This window comes from Lewinella sp. LCG006 (assembly GCF_040784935.1).
In the GTDB taxonomy this organism is placed as follows: domain Bacteria; phylum Bacteroidota; class Bacteroidia; order Chitinophagales; family Saprospiraceae; genus Lewinella.
This window is the reverse complement of the sequence record NZ_CP160680.1, coordinates 3757494-3779149: the sequence shown is the minus strand read 5'-3', so window position 1 is coordinate 3779149 and position 21656 is coordinate 3757494. Positions and strand designations below refer to the sequence as shown.

Annotated in this window: 19 protein-coding genes; 4 read left to right on the top strand and 15 right to left on the bottom strand. The window is 50.6% G+C overall.

The features are described 5' to 3' along the window. Positions 1-72: 72 nt before the first annotated feature. Complete coding sequence (locus AB0L18_RS13630; RefSeq protein WP_367387851.1) at positions 73-1092, bottom strand: FecR family protein; 1020 nt, start codon at positions 1090-1092, stop codon at positions 73-75. Between the two features lie 167 nt (positions 1093-1259). On the opposite strand from AB0L18_RS13630, the gene AB0L18_RS13625 reads away from it, so the two are divergent. Further along, on the top strand, positions 1260-1694 hold the full coding sequence (locus tag AB0L18_RS13625; RefSeq protein ID WP_367387850.1) for a DUF4915 domain-containing protein: 435 nt from the start codon (positions 1260-1262) through the stop codon (positions 1692-1694). Then, positions 1660-2979 (top strand): T9SS type A sorting domain-containing protein, encoded by a 1320-nt coding sequence (locus tag AB0L18_RS13620; protein ID WP_367387849.1) that lies wholly within the window; start codon positions 1660-1662, stop codon positions 2977-2979. The genes AB0L18_RS13625 and AB0L18_RS13620 overlap by 35 nt, the downstream gene beginning before the upstream one ends. Before the next feature lie 43 nt (positions 2980-3022). Here AB0L18_RS13620 and AB0L18_RS13615 read toward each other — a convergent pair whose 3' ends face one another. Further along, entirely contained in the window at positions 3023-4696 is a 1674-nt protein-coding gene (locus tag AB0L18_RS13615) for an IS1634 family transposase (protein WP_367387848.1), read from the bottom strand. 135 nt (positions 4697-4831) lie between these two features. After that, positions 4832-5530, bottom strand: a complete 699-nt coding sequence (locus AB0L18_RS13610) for an HAD family hydrolase (protein ID WP_367387847.1) — start codon at positions 5528-5530, stop codon at positions 4832-4834. A gap of 137 nt (positions 5531-5667) precedes the next feature. Here AB0L18_RS13610 and AB0L18_RS13605 point away from each other — a divergent pair, with 137 nt between their 5' ends. Together AB0L18_RS13605 and AB0L18_RS13600 are read left to right on the top strand one after the other, a co-directional pair. Continuing rightward, positions 5668-6156 (top strand): gluconokinase, encoded by a 489-nt coding sequence (locus tag AB0L18_RS13605; protein ID WP_367387846.1) that lies wholly within the window; start codon positions 5668-5670, stop codon positions 6154-6156. Between the two features lie 103 nt (positions 6157-6259). Continuing rightward, a complete protein-coding gene (locus tag AB0L18_RS13600) occupies positions 6260-7603 on the top strand; it encodes a GntP family permease (protein ID WP_367387845.1) in 1344 nt (447 codons plus the stop codon). A 222-nt stretch (positions 7604-7825) separates the two neighbouring features. Here the strand turns inward: AB0L18_RS13600 and AB0L18_RS13595 are convergent, their stop codons facing one another. From AB0L18_RS13595 to AB0L18_RS13540, 12 genes are all read right to left on the bottom strand, one after another. Then, entirely contained in the window at positions 7826-9004 is a 1179-nt protein-coding gene (locus tag AB0L18_RS13595; protein ID WP_367387844.1) for a glycosyltransferase family 2 protein, read from the bottom strand. Continuing rightward, positions 9001-9624, bottom strand: coding sequence for a DapH/DapD/GlmU-related protein (locus AB0L18_RS13590; RefSeq protein ID WP_367387843.1), 624 nt, complete (start codon positions 9622-9624; stop codon positions 9001-9003). Before AB0L18_RS13590 ends, AB0L18_RS13595 begins: the two co-directional genes overlap by 4 nt. Next, entirely contained in the window at positions 9617-10279 is a 663-nt protein-coding gene (locus AB0L18_RS13585) for an acyltransferase (RefSeq protein ID WP_367387842.1), read from the bottom strand. Before AB0L18_RS13585 ends, AB0L18_RS13590 begins: the two co-directional genes overlap by 8 nt. Beyond that, a complete protein-coding gene (locus AB0L18_RS13580) occupies positions 10276-11202 on the bottom strand; it encodes a glycosyltransferase family 2 protein (RefSeq protein WP_367387841.1) in 927 nt (308 codons plus the stop codon). The genes AB0L18_RS13585 and AB0L18_RS13580 overlap by 4 nt, the downstream gene beginning before the upstream one ends. A 1-nt stretch (position 11203) precedes the next feature. Then, entirely contained in the window at positions 11204-12016 is an 813-nt protein-coding gene (locus AB0L18_RS13575; protein WP_367387840.1) for a cyclopropane-fatty-acyl-phospholipid synthase family protein, read from the bottom strand. Positions 12017-12039: 23 nt separating this feature from the next. Next, positions 12040-13356 carry an oligosaccharide flippase family protein gene (locus AB0L18_RS13570; RefSeq protein ID WP_367387839.1) on the bottom strand — a complete coding sequence of 439 codons (1317 nt, stop codon included), beginning with the start codon at positions 13354-13356 and terminating at the stop codon, positions 12040-12042. 109 nt (positions 13357-13465) lie between these two features. Then, on the bottom strand, positions 13466-14635 hold the full coding sequence (locus AB0L18_RS13565) for a glycosyltransferase family 2 protein (protein ID WP_367387838.1): 1170 nt from the start codon (positions 14633-14635) through the stop codon (positions 13466-13468). A gap of 5 nt (positions 14636-14640) precedes the next feature. Then, complete coding sequence (locus AB0L18_RS13560; protein WP_367387837.1) at positions 14641-16104, bottom strand: O-antigen ligase family protein; 1464 nt, start codon at positions 16102-16104, stop codon at positions 14641-14643. Further along, positions 16104-17339: a glycosyltransferase gene (locus AB0L18_RS13555; RefSeq protein ID WP_367387836.1), complete on the bottom strand. Its 1236-nt coding sequence runs from the start codon at positions 17337-17339 to the stop codon at positions 16104-16106. Before AB0L18_RS13555 ends, AB0L18_RS13560 begins: the two co-directional genes overlap by 1 nt. After that, the gene (locus tag AB0L18_RS13550; protein WP_367387835.1) at positions 17329-19548 is read right to left on the bottom strand and encodes an exopolysaccharide transport family protein; all 2220 of its coding nucleotides are present in this window, start codon (positions 19546-19548) and stop codon (positions 17329-17331) included. The genes AB0L18_RS13555 and AB0L18_RS13550 overlap by 11 nt, the downstream gene beginning before the upstream one ends. 12 nt (positions 19549-19560) lie before the next feature. Continuing rightward, positions 19561-20262 (bottom strand): TolC family protein, encoded by a 702-nt coding sequence (locus tag AB0L18_RS13545; RefSeq protein WP_367387834.1) that lies wholly within the window; start codon positions 20260-20262, stop codon positions 19561-19563. After that, on the bottom strand, positions 20262-21452 hold the full coding sequence (locus AB0L18_RS13540) for an acyltransferase family protein (protein ID WP_367387833.1): 1191 nt from the start codon (positions 21450-21452) through the stop codon (positions 20262-20264). Before AB0L18_RS13540 ends, AB0L18_RS13545 begins: the two co-directional genes overlap by 1 nt. Positions 21453-21656: the final 204 nt, after the last annotated feature.

The window sequence follows — 21656 nt, the reverse complement described above, 5'->3', positions numbered from 1 at the left end:
TCCACGCGAAACACGGCAGCATAAGCAAGCATCCGATTTTAAGCAGGTGTTTGTATAACATGGGGTTGGGTTCTATTCACAAGCTTCTCCCGCCAAGCGGTAGACGCCCTTATTTTCTTCCAATTGTAGTTCCATCGAAAATTCCACTGCCTCCAACAAGTCTTCCAGGGTAACATTATCGTACTTGCCGTTAAACAAGCACTTCCCTATCCCTTCAGTGGTTAACTCAATGTCTACTTCGTAATAGCGTTCCATCACTTTGATGGCTTCAGCAAGGGGGACATTTTCAAAATCCAGTTTACCATCTTTCCAGGCTGTGCTGTTTTTGGCTTCTTCCTCCTTGGTAGAAATCGCTGCCGTTTCTTTGACAAAAACGCCCTTGTCGCCCGGCAAAAGCTCAACTTTTTGTACTGCATTTTCGGTTTCAGGTGCTTTGGTCTTGGTCTCCAAAGCGACTTTCCCTTCTTTCACACTCACCTCTACCTCTGCATCTTCCGGGTAAGCCCGAATATTGAAAGAGGTTCCTAAAACCGTTGTAATCGCTTCTCCGGCATAAATCCTAAAAGGCTGTAAACTGTCCGTCGCGACATCGAAGAAGGCTTCTCCGGCCAACTGCACCCGGCGCTCACCGTTCACCTCTTCGTAAGTGAGGTAGGTGTTTTCGTTGAGCCATACCGACGTACCGTCTGGCAATGTCAACTCCGACTGTTCGTCATTCAAAGTACTGGCAATGATAGCGCTGGGAACAGAAGGTTGCATCCACCACCACCCTGCTACGAGGAGCAAAGCTATCGCTGCTGCTGCCATCCACCGGCGGTAATTGAATGCTACGATCCTTGCTGAGCCTTTAGTTGGTGCAACAGTTGCATCGGTTAACCTGGCTTCCACTTTTTCCCAAGCATTTGCTTTTTGTGCCGAAAAATCGGGGTAAGCCATTTCCTCCGTTAAGCTCCACAGTGTAACCGCATTATCAAAGAACTTCTGACCTTCGGGAGAAGCAGCTACCCATACCAACAACTCCTCCTGCTCAGCAGCAGCAATATTGCCACTGAGATAAGCTGCCATCAACTCCTCGGCCCGGGTATTTTTCATAATTCTTTCCCTTTGTCGATACTAGGATGTGGATGTTTCAGGTCCCCCCCTACTTTCGATGGTTGTTTTTTAAAAAAAAGATTTTACCTTGCCCTCATTCTCTGAATTACAAAGATAAGTAGCTTTGGTTACTTAAAGTTGCCCTCTATACTATTTAGATACCCTCCGTGTCTTCACCTCCTCCGTTCAGTTGCCAATACACCCCAGGATTTGCTGCTATTTTAAACCAACTAGGCCTCAGCCTGGCACTCAGTACTTACCAGGCTGGCAAGGTGGTGCTGATTAGTCCTAAGGATGAACAAACGATTATCCAGTTGCCTCGCTCATTCGGCAAGGCAATGGGTATCGCCCTCCATGGAGATCGTATGGCTATTGCTACAAAGGACGAAGTAATTGTCTTACGCAACTCGCCGGAGTTGGCCCACCACTATCCTGCCAAGCCAGCCGTGTACGACAGTATGTTTATGCCACGCGCCAGTTTTTTCACGGGTGCACTAGACATCCACGACCTGGAATTTGGCAAAGGAGGCCTTTTTACGCAACCGTCTGCGCCAATTGTTCCAGCAGATGCTACGACTGGAAAAGGTAAGCAGTTTGCGTAAAGCCCTCGGTGGAGCGATTCTTTTGCTGGGTTTAGGTGCAACATCGGCACAAGCTCAGGTAAGTTTTGCGCCCTTGCAGGAAAATCCATTTGGGCTAATGGCCCATAATGATATCCGCTTTGAAACGTTAGCCGATATCGACGGAGATGGAGATTTGGACATTATCAGTATTCGCTATGATGATGCAACTTACTACAGTGATGGTCAGATTTTAGAGTTTAGAGAAAATCAAAGTACCAATGGTGGCACCCTCGCCAATTTCATACCCCCCATTTCCGACGCGTTTGGAATTATGTTACCAAACATTGATCAAGGGAATTATGTAAATCCCATCCTGGCTGACTTGGATGGTGATGGTGATCTCGACCTTCTCATTGGCTCCTACATCTACAGTGAGAACAATGATGGAGATCTTTATTACTACAAAAACTTGGGGGATGCTCAAAATCCATCCTTTGGAGAACCAGAGATTAACCCTTTTGGGATGAGCAACGATGGCTCCACGGCGGTCACCCCAAAACTGGTAGACATTGATGGCGATGGTGACTTGGATCTATTTAGCATCTACTATTATGATGATGGTTACGCTGCTGAACATGGTATCATGTTTCAAGAAAACACCGGCACTGCTACCGCTCCTGCTTTTGGTTCAGTACAAAGAGAAGTATTTGGTCTACCCTCTTCTTTTGACAATGTCGTCTTTTTAGAATTTGGCGATATTGATAACGATGGTGATATTGATCTACTCGCTGGTTCGTCCTACTATGATTACTACGAGTACACTGTTTCCTACCAATACTTCGAAAACACTGGTAATACGACCAACCCTATTTTTGCTGATGAAGTAATAAATCCTTACGGGCTGGAACCGCAAGTTGCTTTATTTATCTGGCCAATGCTCGGTGATTTAGACAACGACGGCGACCTGGATGTACTTACGGGCGCAACCTATAACCAAGATACTTACGAAACAGGTTGGGGTTACCAGGAAAACCTACTCCTAAGTGTTGGTACAGAAGAGCTTGCTAATGAATTTACCCAAATAGCCGTATTCCCGACGGCGAGCCGAGGAGATTTCAATGTACAAATCCGTACCGAGGAATCACCTTTAGCAGTAACGCTCAGCGTTTTTAACACCAATGGCCAGCTGTTACAGCAGCAAAATTATCCCGCTACTACTCAATTGGATGAACAATTGCAACTAGACGGCTACCCAGCAGGCACTTATTATTTGCAGCTACAAAGCGAGCAAAAGCGCTGGACGGGTAAGGTTGTTAAGCAGTAGTTTTTTAAGTCGGACGGTCTTTTCGCGTAAGACAAAAGTGAGTTCACGCCTCCCATGGATGACGATAAATATCTGTTGGCAATCGCATCATCTTAAGCAACCTCAGGTGATGTTCTTCGATGCCCTGCAAGTGTACGCTGGCTTTGTGATCATCAGTCATTATGTAGATCATCTGGACGCTTCGGAACGCGCTTAAGACCAGCGATGTGGTAGGTCGCTCAACTTTGCGGCCGGGATTGCCGGGCACTAGATTGGTAAGATAGCTGTTTTGTTCGCTTTTCAGTGTTTGGCGGATGGTGTATTGCCACAGATTATAGTACTGTAGAGCCAGCATTAGTATGCGCAACATGGCTTGGATGCGATTTTCTTTTTTCAGGAAGATTGGCGTAAGCGAGGTGCATTTGGTCAACAGCAAATGAAAATGCTGCTCGATACGATACTCCTCCCAGTAACAAAGTACCACCTCGCAAGCCGAGAGTCTATCCGAAGGAGCGTTAGTGGCCATCACGCGCCATCCGGCCAGTTGCTGTTCGATGTTGTTTTGCTGCTCGTCCAGTGTAAGTTCCACGCTGCAAGGTTCGGCCGGGTCCTGAGATAGTGTGATCTTCCAGCTGTATAGGTGAGCGACTTTGTGCTTGTCCAGTATCTTGTTGATGGTTCGTTCAGCTTCCTCTACCGACTTGATCGTTTTACGACCTCGGTTGCGCGTGAAGCGCAGTCTGACCTCCTGGCAAGCGGTCTGGCAGCGTTGCTCTAGTTGGGCAACTTGGCGCTTGCGTAGATTCAAGCTACATACCCCGAATAGCCTTTGGGTGTGAATCGTGCCGTCAGCGGAGATGATTTCACGTGCGGGCAGCTCTTTAACCAGCGCGATGGCTTGTGAATCCTTACTTCCCGCCGCCTGACGCATTACGCGTTCGGCGGGCTCTTGCTGTTGCTCAATCCACTCACGGGCTTGCATTAATTCCTCTCGTGAGTATTGCCGTTGAGCCAATGGGCCCAAGTAGTAGTTGCCGCTGTCAGCAATGAAACACATATTGTACTGATTACACAGCTTGCGGTCTCCCACTACCAGTACTCCTTTGGACTTGAGACCTTGTTCCCAGGCCTGTTCCAAGGCTGGCACGTAAAGCTTGTCGTCACTGTTTTGCCCTGCTACCACGTTCAGAGCCAGTGGCAGGTTGGCTTTATCTATAGCCAGTAGCATCAATTTTACCTGAGGTAGGGCCAAACCCGTGGCATTATGCCCCAACTGAAAAATGCCTTCTGTTTCTCGATGACTTTGAGCCGTGGTACTGTCGATACGCACCGTATCAAGGGGACCTTGATCAGTACCGTTGTCCAGATCGTAAAACCGAATTAGCGATTGGTTATGATCGCGCTGAAAGGACATCCAGCGCTCATCGTCCTTAGACAGGTAGTCCAGCAGACTACCCAAACGGTCATCACTGAGATAAGCAGCCTGAAAATCAGCTTCATCCAAAAGCCAACTCAACGTGCGCTCCAAGCCCAAAGCCCAGTCTTCTACGCTGTACAGTCGATGATCGTTCTCGCTCAGAATATAGACCAGAAAAGCCTCCAATGTCTTGCCAATACTGGTTCCCTGCCACAAATGATGAGTAGGATAGTGCTTGTCCACGCGCTGGGACAAACCGGTCGATTGGAGTAGGCGACTAATCGCCGGTAGATCGCCTACAGGCTCTGCTTTGATCAGCATACAGTTTTCTTATAAAACGCTTTGCGAACTCACTTTCGTCTTACGTGAAAAGACCGTCGGAAGTCGGAAATGGGAAGTCGGAATTAGTTGAGCTTATTCCAATCTCTCAGAACTGGCTTCCGGCTTTTTTCTTTTCTACCAGTATTGCTCGCTCAAAACCATATCCACCGCCTGGTGGAAAGCCGCTACATCCTGATAATCACTCAATACTACTTTTACGCCTTCTCGGCGAAGCACCTCTTCGTCACCCTGGCGGCGCAGACCAATGAGCGGCAGGTTCATCTGCCTGGTGGTTGTAACATCCCAGATGGCATCACCAATGTAAACGACGTGGGTAATTGGGTGCGCCTGCTTCGCCAATTCTATGGCGGCTTGCAGGATATGGTCACGCTGCTCCATCCCGTCCGCATAAGCCGCGTAAGGGGTGACGGGATGAATCCCCACGTGCTGCAACTTCACTTGCGCAGGAGCGCGCCAACCGCCCGTAGCAATCCCCAACACAAAGCGATCATCTTGTTCCAGTTGCCGCCAACAATCAAGGGCACCAGGTACTTCCTGAAAAGCTTCCGGCTGTCGCTCCCGCTCCCTTTGTAAGCGGTTGACGTAGTGGTTTTCAAAAGCTTGCCGCTCCTCTGTCGTCGCTTCGCGCTGAAAATGGCGCATAAAGACGGTGCGAAAAATAACGTGATCCGTAACGTGCGGATAATCCCGCCAGTCGATACTGGGAAAAGGCTTGCCAAACACCTCCTGGTAGCTGTCCGCAAAGCACTGGCTGTCTATGGAGTTGGAAAAAAGAAGGGTACCATCGATATCAAAAAGGAGGAATGTTTTCACGGGCTTTACTACTTTGGCGCAGATAATGATCTCACGTACAACCACCCAGCTGCATTATGGTTGGGAAAAAGTAGCATTTCTTGAAAATTCCCCGAAGTTATTCCGATATTTCTCCATCATCAGCGCAAACGTATCTTATGCCTTCTATCTATATCATCATGGGCGTTTCTGGCAGCGGCAAAAGCACCATCGCCCAGGCGCTAAGCACCCGGACACAGCTCCCATTTTTCGATGCCGACGATTTTCACCCTGCTGCCAATATTGCTAAAATGGCGGCTGGCCAAGCCCTCAATGACGATGATCGCCAACCTTGGTTAGAGACACTGAACGCATTACTCAAACAACAAACCCAAAATGGAGAAGGAGCAATCTTAGCTTGTTCTGCCCTCAAAGCCAGCTATCGCCACACCCTTGAAAAGGACCTCGATACGCCCCCCTTTCTCGTTTACCTCAAAGGCAGCCCCGAACTGATCGCTGCCCGAATGCAAGCCCGCACCGGGCATTTCATGCCTCCTGCCTTGCTTGCCTCCCAATTTGCAGCTTTGGAAGAACCCCAGGATGCACTCCTGGTTACCATCGATCAAAGCATAGACCAAATCGTAACGCATATCCTCACAGGGTTTTGAGCTGGACTAGTGGCAAAAGTCAGTAGAGCCCGCCTGGCAAGCCCACTCTTCTGGGTTTATTATATTTTCGTAATTTCCGTCCTTCACTGACGATCTATCACTTATGACCTCCCAACTCTTCCTGGCTATTTTCTCCAGCATCGCCCTTCTGCTCCTGCTGGTACTGTTTTTCCGCCTTAATGCCTTTCTGGCTTTACTGATTGCCAGTATTGGCTTTGGCCTTGCGGCAGGTGTCCCTTCCGCTGATATCATCACTAATATCACTACTGGCATGGGTGGTACCTTGGGCTTTGTGGCCACCATCGTAGGCTTAGGTGCCATTCTCGGAGCTGTGTTGGAACACTCTGGAGGTAGCCAGGCATTGGCCCGGTTCCTACTGGCGAGCTTGGGTGAAAAAAGAGCTTCGCTGGCCTTTGTGCTTACCGGATTCCTGGTCGCTATTCCCGTATTTTTTGATGTCGCTTTTGTACTGTTGGTGCCGCTGGTTTACGCCCTGGGGCGGCGTACGGGGCGTTCTTTACTGCACTTTGGCATCCCTTTACTCGCAGGTTTGGCTACTACACACGCTTTTATTCCGCCTACACCAGGGCCCATTGCCGTTGCCGACATTTTGCAAGCCGAACTGGGCTGGGTTATCATGCTGGGTTTTGCCGTGGGCATCCCCACCGTCGCAGTAGCCGGACTGTGGTGGGGCAAGCGAGTAGGTAATCAGTTTTTCATTGCTGCCCCTCCACTCAACGGGCCTGAGCTAGAGGATGACGCTTTACCACCCATCGGCCTAATTCTTACTTTGATCCTGCTGCCCATCATTTTGATCCTGGGCAATACGCTTACCACGATGCTGGTCAAGGCCGAAAACCTCACTTCCTCAGCCTTTACCGACGGCATCATTTTTCTGGGCCATCCCTACGTCGCACTGTTGTTGTCGTGCCTTTTAGCCCTCTATTTTCTGGGCACCAGACGGGGCCTCGACAGCAAAGCACTACAAAGCCTGGCCACCAAAGCACTGGCTCCTGCGGGTGCCATCATTCTCATTACCGGTGCTGGTGGCGTCTACAAACAAATGTTAGTTACCAGTGGTGCTGGAAAGTTGCTGGCCGAGGTCTTCCTCCAATTCCACCTGCTGCCACCGTTATTGGCCTTTATTCTGGCGGCACTGATCCGCATTTTGCAAGGGTCTGCTACGGTAGCCATGATTACCGCCGCGGGTTTGCTGGCGCCGGCACTACCGACCTTGGGTTTGAGTGCACCACAATTAGCCCTATTGGTTCTGAGCATAGCAGCTGGTGCAAGTACCCTTTCTCACGTCAACGACAGCGGCTTCTGGCTCGTAAAAGAATACCTGCACATGGACGAAGCGACTACTTTACGAAGCTGGTCGATGATGACAGTCTTGCTTTCGCTGACGGCGTTGGTGGTGATTGTGGTGATGTATCCGTTGGTGTAAGGGCTGTTTTTGGGGACTGTCTTCTCCCGACTGATGCAGTCGGGATCGCTACTAAGCTGTCTGCTGCTCCGTTAGGTCGGGTTTCAAACTCGACCTAACGGAGCAGTGCCCATCAATTCGCCCTGCTCAGAAGGCATGGCGCCAAAGAAGCAGGTGTACTACCACCCCATTCGTATAAATACATTTATACATTCACGTATTTACACGTAGGCTCCCACGCTACTACACACTCGCCGCCTGCTCACGCCGGGCGGATTTTTCCCAGGTGGCTGCTTGTTTGCCGCGCCAGTAGCGCAAAAAACCGGCGTAGACGCTGTAATTCATGATTACGAAATAGTAGGGGGCGAAAAAACCGGGGATGTTTAGCTTGCGCTCGCGCCAGAGGTAACCCAGTATTGCCAAACCATAAAAAGCCAGCTGGCCGACCAGTAAAAAGGCGTATACCCAATGGCTCCCTTGTGCCACCAGCCATATATTGGCCAACAAAACGAAGGGCAGGAAAAGCGGTGCCAAGGACCAGCGCAATACCCGATGCCCGATGTATTGGATACTCAAAACGCCGTACCGTAAAGGGTTGAGCAAGGGTATAAGCCGCCCCATCGACTGCCAGCCACCAGCGCAGATTCGGATCTTGCGCTTCAGTTCTTCGCCTACATTAGCAGAGGCGTGTTCCTCAGCTATGGCTTCGGGCGCGTAGGTCACCCGGTAGCCGTCTTTGGCAATCAGGAGGGTCTGCATAAAATCATCGAGAATGGTATCGGGAGGTACCTGATGGAACAACTCGGTGCGGATGGCGTACAACTCCCCTGCGGCACCGACCACGCTGTACCATTGGCTGTCTTTCTTTTTCAAAAACGACTCGTAACGCCAATACAAGCCCTCGCCTCCACTGCTGGCATCGCCTTGCGAAATCACCCGCTTCTGGCCCGCAACAGCCCCAACGGTAGGGTCTTGAAAATCGGCCACCATGCGGCGAATGGCTTCGGGATTGAGGAAGGTATTTGCGTCAGTAAGTACCGTAATAAGAGTCTCGACAAAAGGCATAGCTCGCTTTACCGCAGCGATTTTTCCCCGACGTTCAGGTTGATGGAGAGCGGTCAGGCCAGCTTCCTGCGCCAACAATGCTGCCGATTCGTCGGAAGAACCATCCGTAACGAAGAGCAGGTGTAATTTGTCTTTGGGATAGTCGAGCGCTCGACAATTGGCCACTTTTATGGGCAAAATATCCGCTTCGTTATAGGCCGCAATCAGGAGGGTCACTGCGGGCAATTGGTCGTCAGTACGTTGATCCGTGGGGATCTCATATGCGCCCCTGATTTTTACCACCCCCCACGCCAGGAGGCCGTATCCCACGTAAGTGAAAACGATGATAAACAAACCTAACCAAAACAAGATCATCATACTCCCCATCCGTTTTTTATTGCTTTGGCGGGTACCCCACCCGCTAAGGTACCGGCCGGAATGTCTTTGGTGACTACAGAACCAGGTAATATTTCGGCACCATCGCCAATTGTCACCCCTCGTAAAACCATCGCGTGAGCACCCAGCCTGACGTTGTTGCCAATGACGATAGGTGCCGCTTTGCCTGCTTGCAAACGATCGTTGACATCGTGAAAATCACTGTCCATAAAGTGGACAAAAGGACCTAGCCGGCAGTTTTCACCAATTTTCACCTCGCGTTGGGCGGCAATGATGACGCTATTCAACACCGTTCCTGCACCTATATACAGCCTGGCCTTACGCCCCACGGCCAAGCGCAAGGGCTGATAAGCTGTGATGAGTTGGCAATCGTCGCCGATGTGGATCAAGCCCTCATTAATGACTTTAAGGCGACCCTGGATGGTCACGCCATTACCCAGCTGCTGCACTTTTTGGCGGAGTTGCCATTTTCGGAAATTATTCATCAGCCCTTGCCCCACAGAAAACCTTGCAGAGGGGTGTGCTGCAAGCGTTCTTTGCTCCTGCATATCGGTATAGTTTTCCCAGCGCAATTGCCACGCTGTGTTTTTATTGTTAGCCATGAGCGATGGGGCTTGGGGGTTCAGCAATTACTTCTTCTAGCGGTTTTTCTTCTTCGAGGTAGCGGATAACTCGCGCAGGAACCCCGGCAACGATAGCTCCATCGGGTACGTCGGCCGTCACCAAAGCACCAACCCCTACTACCGCGCCTTTGCCAATGGTGACGCCCGGAAGAATGATGGCCTTCGTAGCGATCCAGGCATCGTCTTTGATCCAAACGGGAGCCGTTTGCTGATCCGCTTCGGGGCTACCGAAAGCATAGCTATCGGTAATGTGGACAAAAGGTGCCAGGTATACGCCACGGCCAATCCGGATGGAAGCAGAAGCAGCCAACAGGGCCCCATTGATAAAGCAATCATCACCTATTTCGAGCTTCCCATGAGGGCCTACCTGCAAATAAGTAGTCGTAATCGTTGACCAGAAACGCACCTTATTACCAATGTGAAGCGTACCCTTTTGCCGCACTTGCAAACGACCATTCTGGAAGATCAGCCGTCCTTTGACTTGTGCTTTTCTTAAAGTAAAGCGAGCACGTAGCCAGCGCCAACTGAGGTTTAGCACCCGAAGCAGCAAATACAATGGCAACAAAGGGTGACCTGCTGACCAGCCTTTCTCTGCTCTAATTTTCGCCCATTGATCTTGCAGTAGTTGCTTCATCGCTGTGGGGGTGTAGTGGCAAAAACAGGAACCTGGTGTGAAATACGAATGCTGCCCAAATTCCAGCGCAAGCTGCGCCACAGTGATTTCAGATGCGCCCAATTCGCCTGACGTACAAAGCGAACCGCATTAAGCGGCAAGGCCACAAAAAGAAAATACAGCAGAAAGATCGGGTAATCCATCCCCTGGCCAAACCGGCGAATAAACAGCCAACGATTGCGAAACATATAATAGGTCTTCAGCGGGCTGGCCTTGCCCATTGAGCTAGATTCGCGGTGGTGAATGTAAGCTGCAGGGGTGTACAAAATCTCCCATCCCGCCCGTCGGGCACGCACGCTAAAATCCAACTCTTCGTAATACATAAAGTAATCTTCCCGCAGTAAGCCAATCTCTTCCAACAAAGCTCGGCGTATAAGTACACAAGCTCCATGGGCATAATCTGCTTGGCGCAAAACATCAAACTGCCCCTCATCAAGCGTTCCTTTTGCGGCATCTTGGCCCCGGCCGGTACGAAAGTCTATCTTGCCAGTACCCGCGTATTGCAGCATTCGAGGCTGATCGTAAAAGTAGATTTTGGGACTCACCATACCCGCCTGCGGATGGGTTTCCAAAACCTCCACCAAGGGTCCCAAAAAATCCACTGGCACGATGGTATCATTATTAATCAGCAAAATGTATTCCCCGGCAGCTTCACGGATGGCGAGGTTGTTACCACCAGCAAAGCCCAGGTTATCGGCGCTATTAAGGACCTTCACTTGGGGATGGTGCTGGCGAAATCGTTCCGACTCCTCCTGGAGCAGGCCATTATCTACCAGCAATACTTCGTAGTGGGGGTATTGGATTTCGCGCAAGCTGTCCAGAAAATCGCAGGTGATCTGCGCCTGCCGATAATTGACCGTTATGATGCTGACTAAAGGTGGCATATCAAGCTCTTTTTCGGCCAATGACCTGAATGGTATTGCCATTCTTACGACGATGTACCAGGCGATCGAGCCAAACCATGCTTTTCGCAAAAGGCAAACAGAGCAGTTGCCAAACCGGGCCAGCTTTGTGCGACAGGTAACCCAACTCCCACCCCAGGCGGCTCCACCAGCCATCGGCATAAGCGGTGTATACGACTTCGAAGCCTTCCTTCTTCATCCGGTTTTCAAGGTCTTCCAACTCATAGACCTGCCCAATGTGCTCGTCTTCCAGCCAATCGTGATGGTCTTCGAACCAGTCCTCTGGTAAGATGGTCAATTGCTCCCGGCTTGGGATTTTGATGAGTAGGTAACCACCAGGACGTAACTTTTCCTTGGCTTGAGCAAAAGGCATCTCCTCTTCTTTGATGTGCTCAAAGACGTCTACCGAGTAGATAAAATCATACTGACCATCGCGATCTTGGAGGGTATCAATGGTATTGCCGTGCGTTTCCAGATTGTCCATCCCATGTTCACGGGCTAGTCGTTCAATATTCTGGATCGAGGTTTGGTTGATGTCCAAGGCTGTGACGGTAGCTTGTGGCAGTGCATCCGCCAACATGAAGGCGTATTCTCCGTAGCCACAGCCCAGATCCATAATACGCTTGAATTCGGTCAGGGGCAATTGGTCCAGGAGCTCCTTGAAGGTCAGCGCACGGGCGTAATTCCCCACCAGGGTATACCCAAAAACTCGCTTGATCAGTTTGGCCAGGCGCGGGCGCTGGCGCATCCGCTCGCTCATCTGGTCCTGCATTTTTCCAAAAACTATTTCCATCATATCTCTACTTAAAGATTAGACAATCATTTAAAATCTAACAACTGCCGGGGCTTGGTGTAGACCAGCAGAATGTGGCGAAAAATATTCCCCTGACTGATGGGCAATATCCGTTCAATCAGAATTTGTCCGGTTACTACCAGTAAAATCATGGCCACCAGGGTGGCTATCGCTGCGCCCTGCAAGCCCCACCAGGAGATAAACAAGGCATTCAATATGATATTAAGCACCAGGCCCAGGCCTAGTAAAGCAAAATTGAGTTGGGGTTTACCGATGGCATCCAGGGTGATTCCAAAAAGGCGGCTCCAAGGCTTGATCATCACGGCGATCACCAGGATGTTCAACAAGGGTGCTGCACTGGCGTAGGCTTTTCCGGCAACGAGCACAACCACCCACTCCGACAAGCCCAAAACCAGCAGTACCAAGGGTAGCACCAAAGCCACAATCAGCCCGACCGACTTTTCGTACAAGGCTCCCACTTCTACCTTACTACCATTGCTATTGGCCAGGGCAATTTTAGGATAGATGACCTGGGAGATGCCCGACATCGGGACTTCCAGGTAATTGGTCACACGCGTAGCAACATTGTAGATCGCAACTGCTGCCGGATGGAGAAAAAAGCCAACCATCATCAAGTCCATTTTATTGAAAAGCATGGAGCTGATATTGGTACCAAGGACGTATTTCCCAAAATGAAGAATGCGTTTTGCCCAATCGGCAGAATACTTCCCCCAACGCAGGTACCTGGTGCCGTAAACGGCATAAATGAGCAAGGCAGGTACCGCTGCGAAGATTTGCAAAATGGCCAACTCCAATAGTGTTATTCCTCCGTTCCACCACCAAAGCCCGATGATGCCCAGCAGGAAGAAGCCCCCGTACAGACCTTTCGACCAAAAGATACCTTTAAAATCGTGGTGTACCATATGCGGAAGATCCAGGTAACGCGCACTGCCATTGAGTAAAGCCCAAGGCAGGTACCACCACATCAATTGCGTCAGTTCCGGGGCCGACCATAATACGCTGAGCGGATAACTGAGGGCTACCAAGACCAGTCCGAGCACTACACTCCCCAGGGTATTCACCCAAAAACCGCTACTGAGAATATTGGCGTATTCCGCTTCTTCCTCCACACAAAATTTGATAATAGCATTTTGCAAAAGGCCGCCTCGCCCCATTTCCGCAAAGGAAGTGAGGGTAAGAAAAAGCACCCATACACCGAATTCGTATTCGGGCAGCATCCGTACCAGGAGGATAAAACTCACGAAAGCAAAGCCCAACTGCGCTGCATAGCCCAGCAGGGAATAGCTTCCCGCTTTCAACCAGCCTTTCTTTTGATCTGCCATGGTTAAGATCGATGTTTTTTGACGCTACTGATGCCGACCAAAATTCCTAGCAATAAAAATGGCATCAACAAATACCAGGGCATTCCTTCTCCGAGCATGGATTATGATTTTACTTCCCCGCCTCTCCGTGCGGCGTATGAATAAATTGTTGGTTGGCTTTGCGCAAACCGATCAGCGAGCGCAGGGCGTGCCAAAAGGCCAGCGGTACTCGCAACAAAGCATCTCGGTAAGGCGACTGCCAGGCATAAGCGGGCATGGCTGCCAAAAAAGTCGTCAGGTTAAAGACCAAGACGAGGAGCCAGCCAGCAGCCAGTCCCCACCAGCCGACCATTGCCCACAGTACCGTACCCAGCCCCAGGATGCCCGGCGTGAGCAGGCGCGGAGGCAACAACATTTGGCTGGCTTTATTGAGGTGATCAAAATTGCCTTTTCGTAACCAGTGGACTAAAGCAGCCGGGAAAAATTGCTCCGCATAATGAAACTGAGCTGCAATCCAACGGCTGCGTTGACTGGCGAAATGATCGCCTTTGCGTACTTTTTCATCCAAAACCATTGCCTTGGGATCATAATGAACACGTTCACCAGCACGGGTAAGGCGCAGTTCCAGTTCTTTATCAAAACCACCAATAGCATCTACTTCACGCATGGTTTCCCGGAACAGGGTCGAGTCAAAAGCCATTCCTGAACCAGCCAGGCGAGCAGATAAGCCCAAACGGGCATGTCCCGCACAAAGGATGTGATTATTGATGTCTTCACTCAGACCGTCGAGGACGGCCATGGTGGTGTCACTATTTTTGGCAACGCGCCTTCCTTGTAATATGCGCACCCCAGTGGCGAAAGCGTCATTCACGCGATGGAGAAAATCTGGCTCCATGAGGTTATCACCATCAAGAAGAACGGTGATATCGTAGGCATCTTCCGGCAAACGATCCAGACAAGCATTCAAGGATTTGGACTTGGTGCTCTTAGCAAAATGGACTTCTTCCACCCTTACCGGAATAGCTCGCAGGGCAGCCAGCGTCTCCGGCTTCAGGCTGTCAGCAATGACGATGACTTTGAAGCAGTCTGCTGGATAATTTTGTTGAGTAGCGATGCGGGCCGTATTTATGATAACGGCATCCTCGCGGTAGGCGGGGATTAAGACCAGTATTTTGCTTTGGCTCTCGGCCTTGGGCCAGACGGGGGCTTGCCAGCCCAAGCCAGCTAGCGCGTAGTAAAATTGATACAACACTCCCCAGGCAAGGTAGGCCAACAACAATGCTCCGATAAAATAGATCATGTAGGTCATACTTTTCTTACTTCTTCTTCGGCCAATAATTGCTCATCATAATGTGGAGCCATAAAGACCAGCGGCAAACCGATAGCCATCACTACTCCCGTAGGGAATTGCAAAAAAACCTGATTACCATAATTAGCTAATAAAACGCCCGCGTAGGCCGCCATTACCGCCAAAACCTGGGCTCGTAGCTGGGGGTGCCGCAATCGCCAGGCAATGGTGCAGCCTTTGCCCAAAAAATAGCCGAGCAAAAACAAATGCAGGGCCAAGCCAATGATCCCCGTTTCTGCCCAGATACGCACGTAATAACTATCGGTAGGCGTTTCCGCCAATAGTGATCCTGGCCGAAAACGTTCGCCCCAGTAACCGGCAGAGCCTACGCCACCACCCAAGGGACGGTTGGCCAGATAGACGCCCAAAGTGCGCTGGTTGCGCAAACGCGCCTGCAAGGAAGGATTGTCAGCTGACAAGGCCGTCCGTAAACGGGCCACCGGCTGAAAACCATGCAAAACGTAGGTGTATTTTAGTGTACCATAAGCAGCAGCCATAAGTAACAAGCCCGCCAACAGTATTTTGAAATTCTTGCTCAGGAACATATAGAGCATCCCGCCAGCAACAGGAACAGCCAAGGCTCCTCTTGCGCCGGAATACAAAAAACCAACCAGCGTAAACAGGGCGACCAGCACATACCAGGTCTTGCGTTGCCAGGAAAAAGGCCCCAAGAACAATATCCCGGCCATGAGGGTAATCATGACTTGCGAAGCCCCAAACTGGCCCGCATCACTGTAAAATGAAAATGTTCGTAAAACGCCATGCAAGACGTGTTCATCGTGGTGGCCATCTACGTACAACCAGTAATCCTCAGCGGCATCGGTGCCGATAAATTTTTGTTTTAATGCCCAGATTGCTCCGATCACAGAAATGACAAAAACTACCTCTATAAACTGTCGAAAATAGCGGTACTCTCTCAGGTAAGTAAAGGTGAGCACAAAACCGATAATGGTATAGAAACCCAGTGCCCGCATGGCGTAAAACCAGGCTACCGGGCCCGGACTTTCCGGGTTGAACAGTTGCAAAAACACAAAACCAAACCACAGCGCTGTGACGATCAATACATCCTGACGCACAAAGGTCCAATCACGCGTCAGCAATTGGCGTACGCCCCAACCCACCATGGCAATGATGAGTACGGTATCAATCATCAAGCCCCAGGGAATAGCAATGTAGCGGGTAAGCCCCGATGCTAAAAAAGAAAACACCAAGGCATACCACAAACCAATCTGTGGCTTGCTGATAACCAGGCCCGCAAAAAGGATCGCTAGCGGCAACAGGGCCAGCGCAGCAGCTACTTTCAAGCCTAAAAATCCCATCGCCAAACCAAGCAGTCCCGTTATCCCCAACAGCAATAGCTGAACAGATCGCTGTTGCAACCAATTCGTTCCGCTCGCTTTATGGAAGACCGTATTGGACATTAATGGGCGATTGTGATGAGGTGATTGGTTAAGATGGTCGTCAGTTTTTCAGCGCGCCCTTGCCACGAATTTTCAGCGGCAAAATTTCGGCGTTCGGAAGGTGTTGCAGGCGCTTGACCTGACAATGCACGTGCTACGGCTTTCAGAAAAACGGCCGTATTGGGAGCCTCTTCGATGAAGCCCGAAAAATCACTGAGGTCGGCAAAATTGGTACTCACAACAGGTAGGCCCAATGCGAGGTATTCGTTGATTTTTAGGGGATAGATGCCGGCCGTCAAATCATTTTTGACAAAAGGGATCAAACCCAGGGAGAAGCTCTCCAGATAATCGCCCAGTTGCTCCGGTGGCTTGGGACCTAGCAGGTGAACATTGGGTAAGGTCGCTAACTTACGTGCAGCTCGTTCGGCCATGATGCGTCCCACAAAAACCAGGGCGACCTCGGGATAACTCAAGGCGATACTGTCCAAAAGTTGATAATTCAGGCGATCATCTACCGACCCTACATAACCGATAATTTGCCCATCAGGCACATCCGTGGGGCGTTGGCCAGTAGTTTTGAACAAATCCAGGTTGACGCCATTTTTCACCAAGGCTATCGCTGGTGTATTTCCTTTCTTGTGGTCGTAAAGTCCCTGCGAAGAGACAATCGTAAGATCTACATTCGCTAAAAACCGTTGTTCATGACGGGCACCATGCTGTGCAATCCAGGGTGCAGCACTGATCTCGTCGTAGCAGTAATAGACCAGCAATTGTTCGTTGAGCTTACCCGCCAGAGCATTGCCCAAAGCCGGATTGAAGGCATTGATCACTATAGGGTTTTCCCAGGCCAACTGCTTTAGAGCTTTACGGATAGCACGAGCAGCACGCTGCGCGTTCCAGGCCAATACGGCATCGTAGGCCAAGTTGTTGGTTAGGAAGTTGGCTGGAAGGAAAGGAGGTAAACGTAGCAACTGTACCTTGCCGCCGTGGGCAAGTATGCGTTCCTGCAAAGCGGGTGTTTCGCCCGAAAGGGCAGCCCTTGGCACCCCCTCGTCATTCCCCCATACATCCTTGTACGTAAAAGGATAATCAACATAAAGTACCCGGTGCTTACGTGCCAACTCGCCCATCAGTTGCACCGTAGAACTGAGATAATCAGCACCTTCCCAACGCGGGAAGCCCACGCAGACAATAGGGGGTAAGGATGCTGCCCGCTCCTGCCCTCCCTTTACCGCCATTGGTGTGCTAGAGATCATAAGAAAGGGGTTGTTTTTTCTCCGACTTGCTCATGACCAATGGAGCCAAAGGGTTGGAAAGTTCGCCCATAAAGGTTTCCACCGTATCCATATCTGCGCCATTAAGCACCACGCGAATAGGGTTGCGACTAGCGCGCTGGAGCGTTTTCAGTGCCTGCTGATCGGCTTCTTCCCAGTTGCGGTTGGCCCGACAGACGAGAAGGCTCAGATCAAAACGACGCAGCAACGGCAGTGGGTACTTGCCCGTCAGTAGCGCTGGAATCTCCATGATGATGTAGTGGTACACTTCGAGATAGGGTGCCAGCTCACCGAAGATGGTGAGGTTTTTTAATTTTTCAGCGTCCAGCATCCGGCTCGACATTTCGTAGCCGAGATTGTCTTCGCCACTATCTGAAGGGAGGACACCGCCTTCTACCGGGTAGAGATACAATACACGATTGTCTTCGGCTCTAAGCAAATCTGCCGTTTGACGGGCAATCCAGCTTTTTCCTTCTTCGCGCCGCGTGCTGGTGACCAGGATGAGCTTGGGCGGGCTGTCTTTCTGGAGGGTTTCTACCTTGATCTGCTGTAGCAATAAAGCCATGGCTTGTTCTCGGGCGGCCTCTAGTTGTATTTTTCCTCCTTTGGTCCGTTTTCCGTGGGCGAAATTCGGGGTGAGGGTGGCCACTTCCAGTCCCATCTTTTCGCGAACGATGTCTGGCGTTTTGAGGCTATCATCCATAAATGCCAGAGCGATCAATACGGCCAGTACGGTAAAGCTTCCGCCCATAAAACCGATGATCATGAGGAGAAATCGCTTGTAGTCGGGCTTCTCTATCGGCAAATAGGGGCTGTCGATCAACTCCAGGTTGGTCGACAACAGCGTGTTTTGCTGGTGCAAAAGCGCCTGGTTGTAGCTGTGTAGATTTTCCAGGTATTCGTCTTCCGCCAAATCGATTTCGCGCTGAATCTCATTGAGCTCCGAGCCCCAGGGAGCGTACTGGCTGTAGATGTCGGCAAATTCCTGCTGGCGTTGGTCGATGACGCCCAGTTTGGCCGCACCTTGCTCTTCGGTAACGATGGTGTTGAGCCACTCCGTCAGCAGGGCTTCGGTCTGAACGCCGCTGGGGGATTGTTCAAAATCGAAGCGTTGTTGGACGTAGCGGTTCATTTGTTCTTCCAGTTCTTGCTGGCGGGCCTGAAGTTCTCTTTTTCGGGCCAAGCCTGCCGCGGGGGTCTCTTCCTGGGCAGTAATTTCAATTTTGGCTAATTGCCCCGACACTTTGCTTAATTCTTCCCGCAAACTGGCCAATCCTTCGTTGATTTCACTGAGGGCCGAGCGATTACCCAACTCCGCTTCTACCCTTTTCCGGGTGGCTGCTACCCCTTGGAGATTCATGTTTTCGCGAAAGCGCAACTCGTCTAAATCCTCCTTACGAATAGCAATGGTGCGGGTTTGCTCATTGTAGTTGATGATATTGTTCTGTACCCGAAACTGCAATAAGCGCGCTTCGGCGGCATCCAGACGATCAGCGGATTTGGTGGTAGCTGTGGCAAAAAACTCCGATACTTCTGACGATTGTCCTTTTTTGAGTGTTTTGTGTTTGTCGAGAAAGAGGGCCAACAATTCGTTGAGCGTTTGCTGACAAATAGCAGCATCAGTAGTGGTATACACAAAACGGAGCAGATCACTGGTACCTTTGCGGTAAACCTGGAGGTTCTCCTGGAGGTATTCCACACCAAAATAAGGCTCATCGGAATAGATGATTTTCTGAACATCATTGGCATCTGTTGCATCGCGAGCAGCTTCCAGTTTGGCCAGTGTCGTTTCAAAATCCAGGCCTTTATTGGCCCACAGATTGGCGGTAAAGACCTCTTCTTGGAGGTGCTCGAATTCCGAAGTACTGATCCAGCGCTTATCGGCCTGATCGAGGGTGAGATAGCGTGCGAGGAGGCGGGTAGCCAGTTCCTCTCTGGTTTTGTGAGCAGTAGCCAGGCTGATGAGGTTTTCCAGCTCGTTTTGCGCGTAATCACGATCGGTGCTTTTCCCTCCCTGGGTATTTTCGATGCTCACACTGGAGATGATGCCCGTGCTCATCAGTGCTTCGGAGGTGTGTTCTTGTTTTTGCTTGGAGATCAGCCAGTAGGCCGCACTCCCTGCCAGCAAACCACCCGCCAGGATCAGCAGGAAGTTGCGTTTGAGCAGTTGGAGGAAGGTTTTGAAAGTCATGTGATCTTGGTTTTAAGCTTTGATTTCAGCGCCTACCAGCTCTTTGAGCAGGAGGTACAGCAATTGGGCGTCGAGCTGGGCTTCGGCCAAACGAATTTCGGCTTCATTGCTTTTGTTAAAAGTGCTGGTGTATTCATCGAGGCCCATGCTTCCCTCGCGGAAGTAGCGTTCCGCCGTTTCGGTAGCCAGCTCGTGGAAGCGGAGGTCGCGGTCGCGGATTTCCAAAATGCGGAGGGCACGCTGGAGGTCATTGTATTGGCGGATGACGAGTTCACGTAATTCAAACTCCTTGTGATGAAGATCGAAGCGTTCCTGATCAAGACGCAGTTCCAACTGACGACGACGTTCGTTTTTCGTAAGAAAATCACTAAGCGGAATTCGGACACTCACCCCCGCTACCGCAAACACATTTTCACGGGTAACCGTGCGCACATCCGGCGTACTGCCACTACTGAGGTTGTCAATAAACTGAACATTGCCGACCTGATAAGAAGCGGAAACAGCAATGTAATTGGCCCACTCCTTTTTTAGCAAACGCAAATCACTGTAGAGCAATTCTGCGTCGATTTTTTCAAATTGCAAGACCGGGCTGTTACGCTCGGCTTCTTGTAGCAAAACATCCAGCGGGCGCAAGTCGAAAGCGACTTCGTCTTGAGCAGATAGCGGCCCCAGTAGCACTATACTTCCAATCAATAAGAGGAGAAAATGCTGCATTATGATTCTTTTATATTGTTCAAAACCAGGCTTGAATTTCTAATCCACGCCCATAACTTTGCTGGCCAATCCTTGTCCATACAGGGCTTCTCCAGCCAGAGAAACCCTGCTGCCGACACCACAAAAACCACCGGGAATAACAGCAGGGCTTGCCACAACAAGTGAATACCGAAGCTATTGGTGAAGGCTAGCTTGTTGGTCAATGGCGTCAGTCCCTCCAAAAGAGGCAAGTGAATAAGGTAGATGGTGTAACACATCCCACCGATGGCCGCAATCCAGGGCCGACGCAGGAAGGCTGTAAAGAAACGCCCACGAAATCCCGCCACTAAAAAGCCCAATAAAGCCACACAAAAGACGAGGCGCTTAGGCATTTCTGCCGACCAGGAAAGCGCCATTACTAGCAGGGCTGCCACCGCAAGGAAGTCCCACACGAGAACCCCTTTTGCTTTGTTTTGTCCTTGCCAATCGACCAGAAAGAAATCCGCCACCAAAAAGCCAACAAGGAAATACTGAAGCTGCCAGAGCAGGGTAAGTTTATAGGGCATCGCGACCCAACCGAAACGCTGCTGCGCTACCAGGATGCCGATCGTAGCGGCAGCCATCAAGCCGCGCCGCAGCCACTTATTCGGCCAACGGAAAAACATCCAGGCCAGTACAGGTGCCAACAAGTAAAACTGGATCTCTATTTCCAATGACCAAGCCACGGGGTTGATGACCGAGTAATCTTCGTAAACGATATTGTGGAGATAGCCAAGACTGGCTCCCAGATGAGGGAACAGTTCGCCAAAACTGTAGCTACCTTTCACTAGTAGCACCAGAAAGAAGATCACCATCCAGACCATATAAGGAGGTTCAAGGCGAGTGAGGCGGCGCCAGAAATATTGGCTTAAGCCTACTTTACGCCCTCCTTGCAGATGGTACTTGGCAAACGGCAAACCGAGAATGAAGCCAGAAATAGCAAAAAAGAGAAATACCCCAATTGTGCCCCGGCTGGCCCAAAACGCGACGAAATTGTCGGCCAGCGGCGTCGCCCAATCCTGCGCAGCATAGCGTTGGGTACGCTCGCTGAGATGCTGTACCAGCACTGGCATGATGGCCATAAAGCGCAGCCCATCCACCTCGGCGATGTACCGACCGGAGCTGGTGATGCGCATCAGACGCTCAGGAATCTTGGCGAATAAACTAGGCAATGGATGGCGATTTTAAATATTTCTAGAAGCTAAATGTAACCACCATGTTTGGTATAGTGGGCCTTTTTCGTTCGCCAGAGAGCATCCTTCGTTGAGGGGTAACAATTGGGGGATGAATGGTAAAACACTGGTTAAAAGAGGTGAAACTGCCCTTATCTACCCTTTCCTACCTCTGACGGTTTTCTTCCTGCCATTCACCGAAAA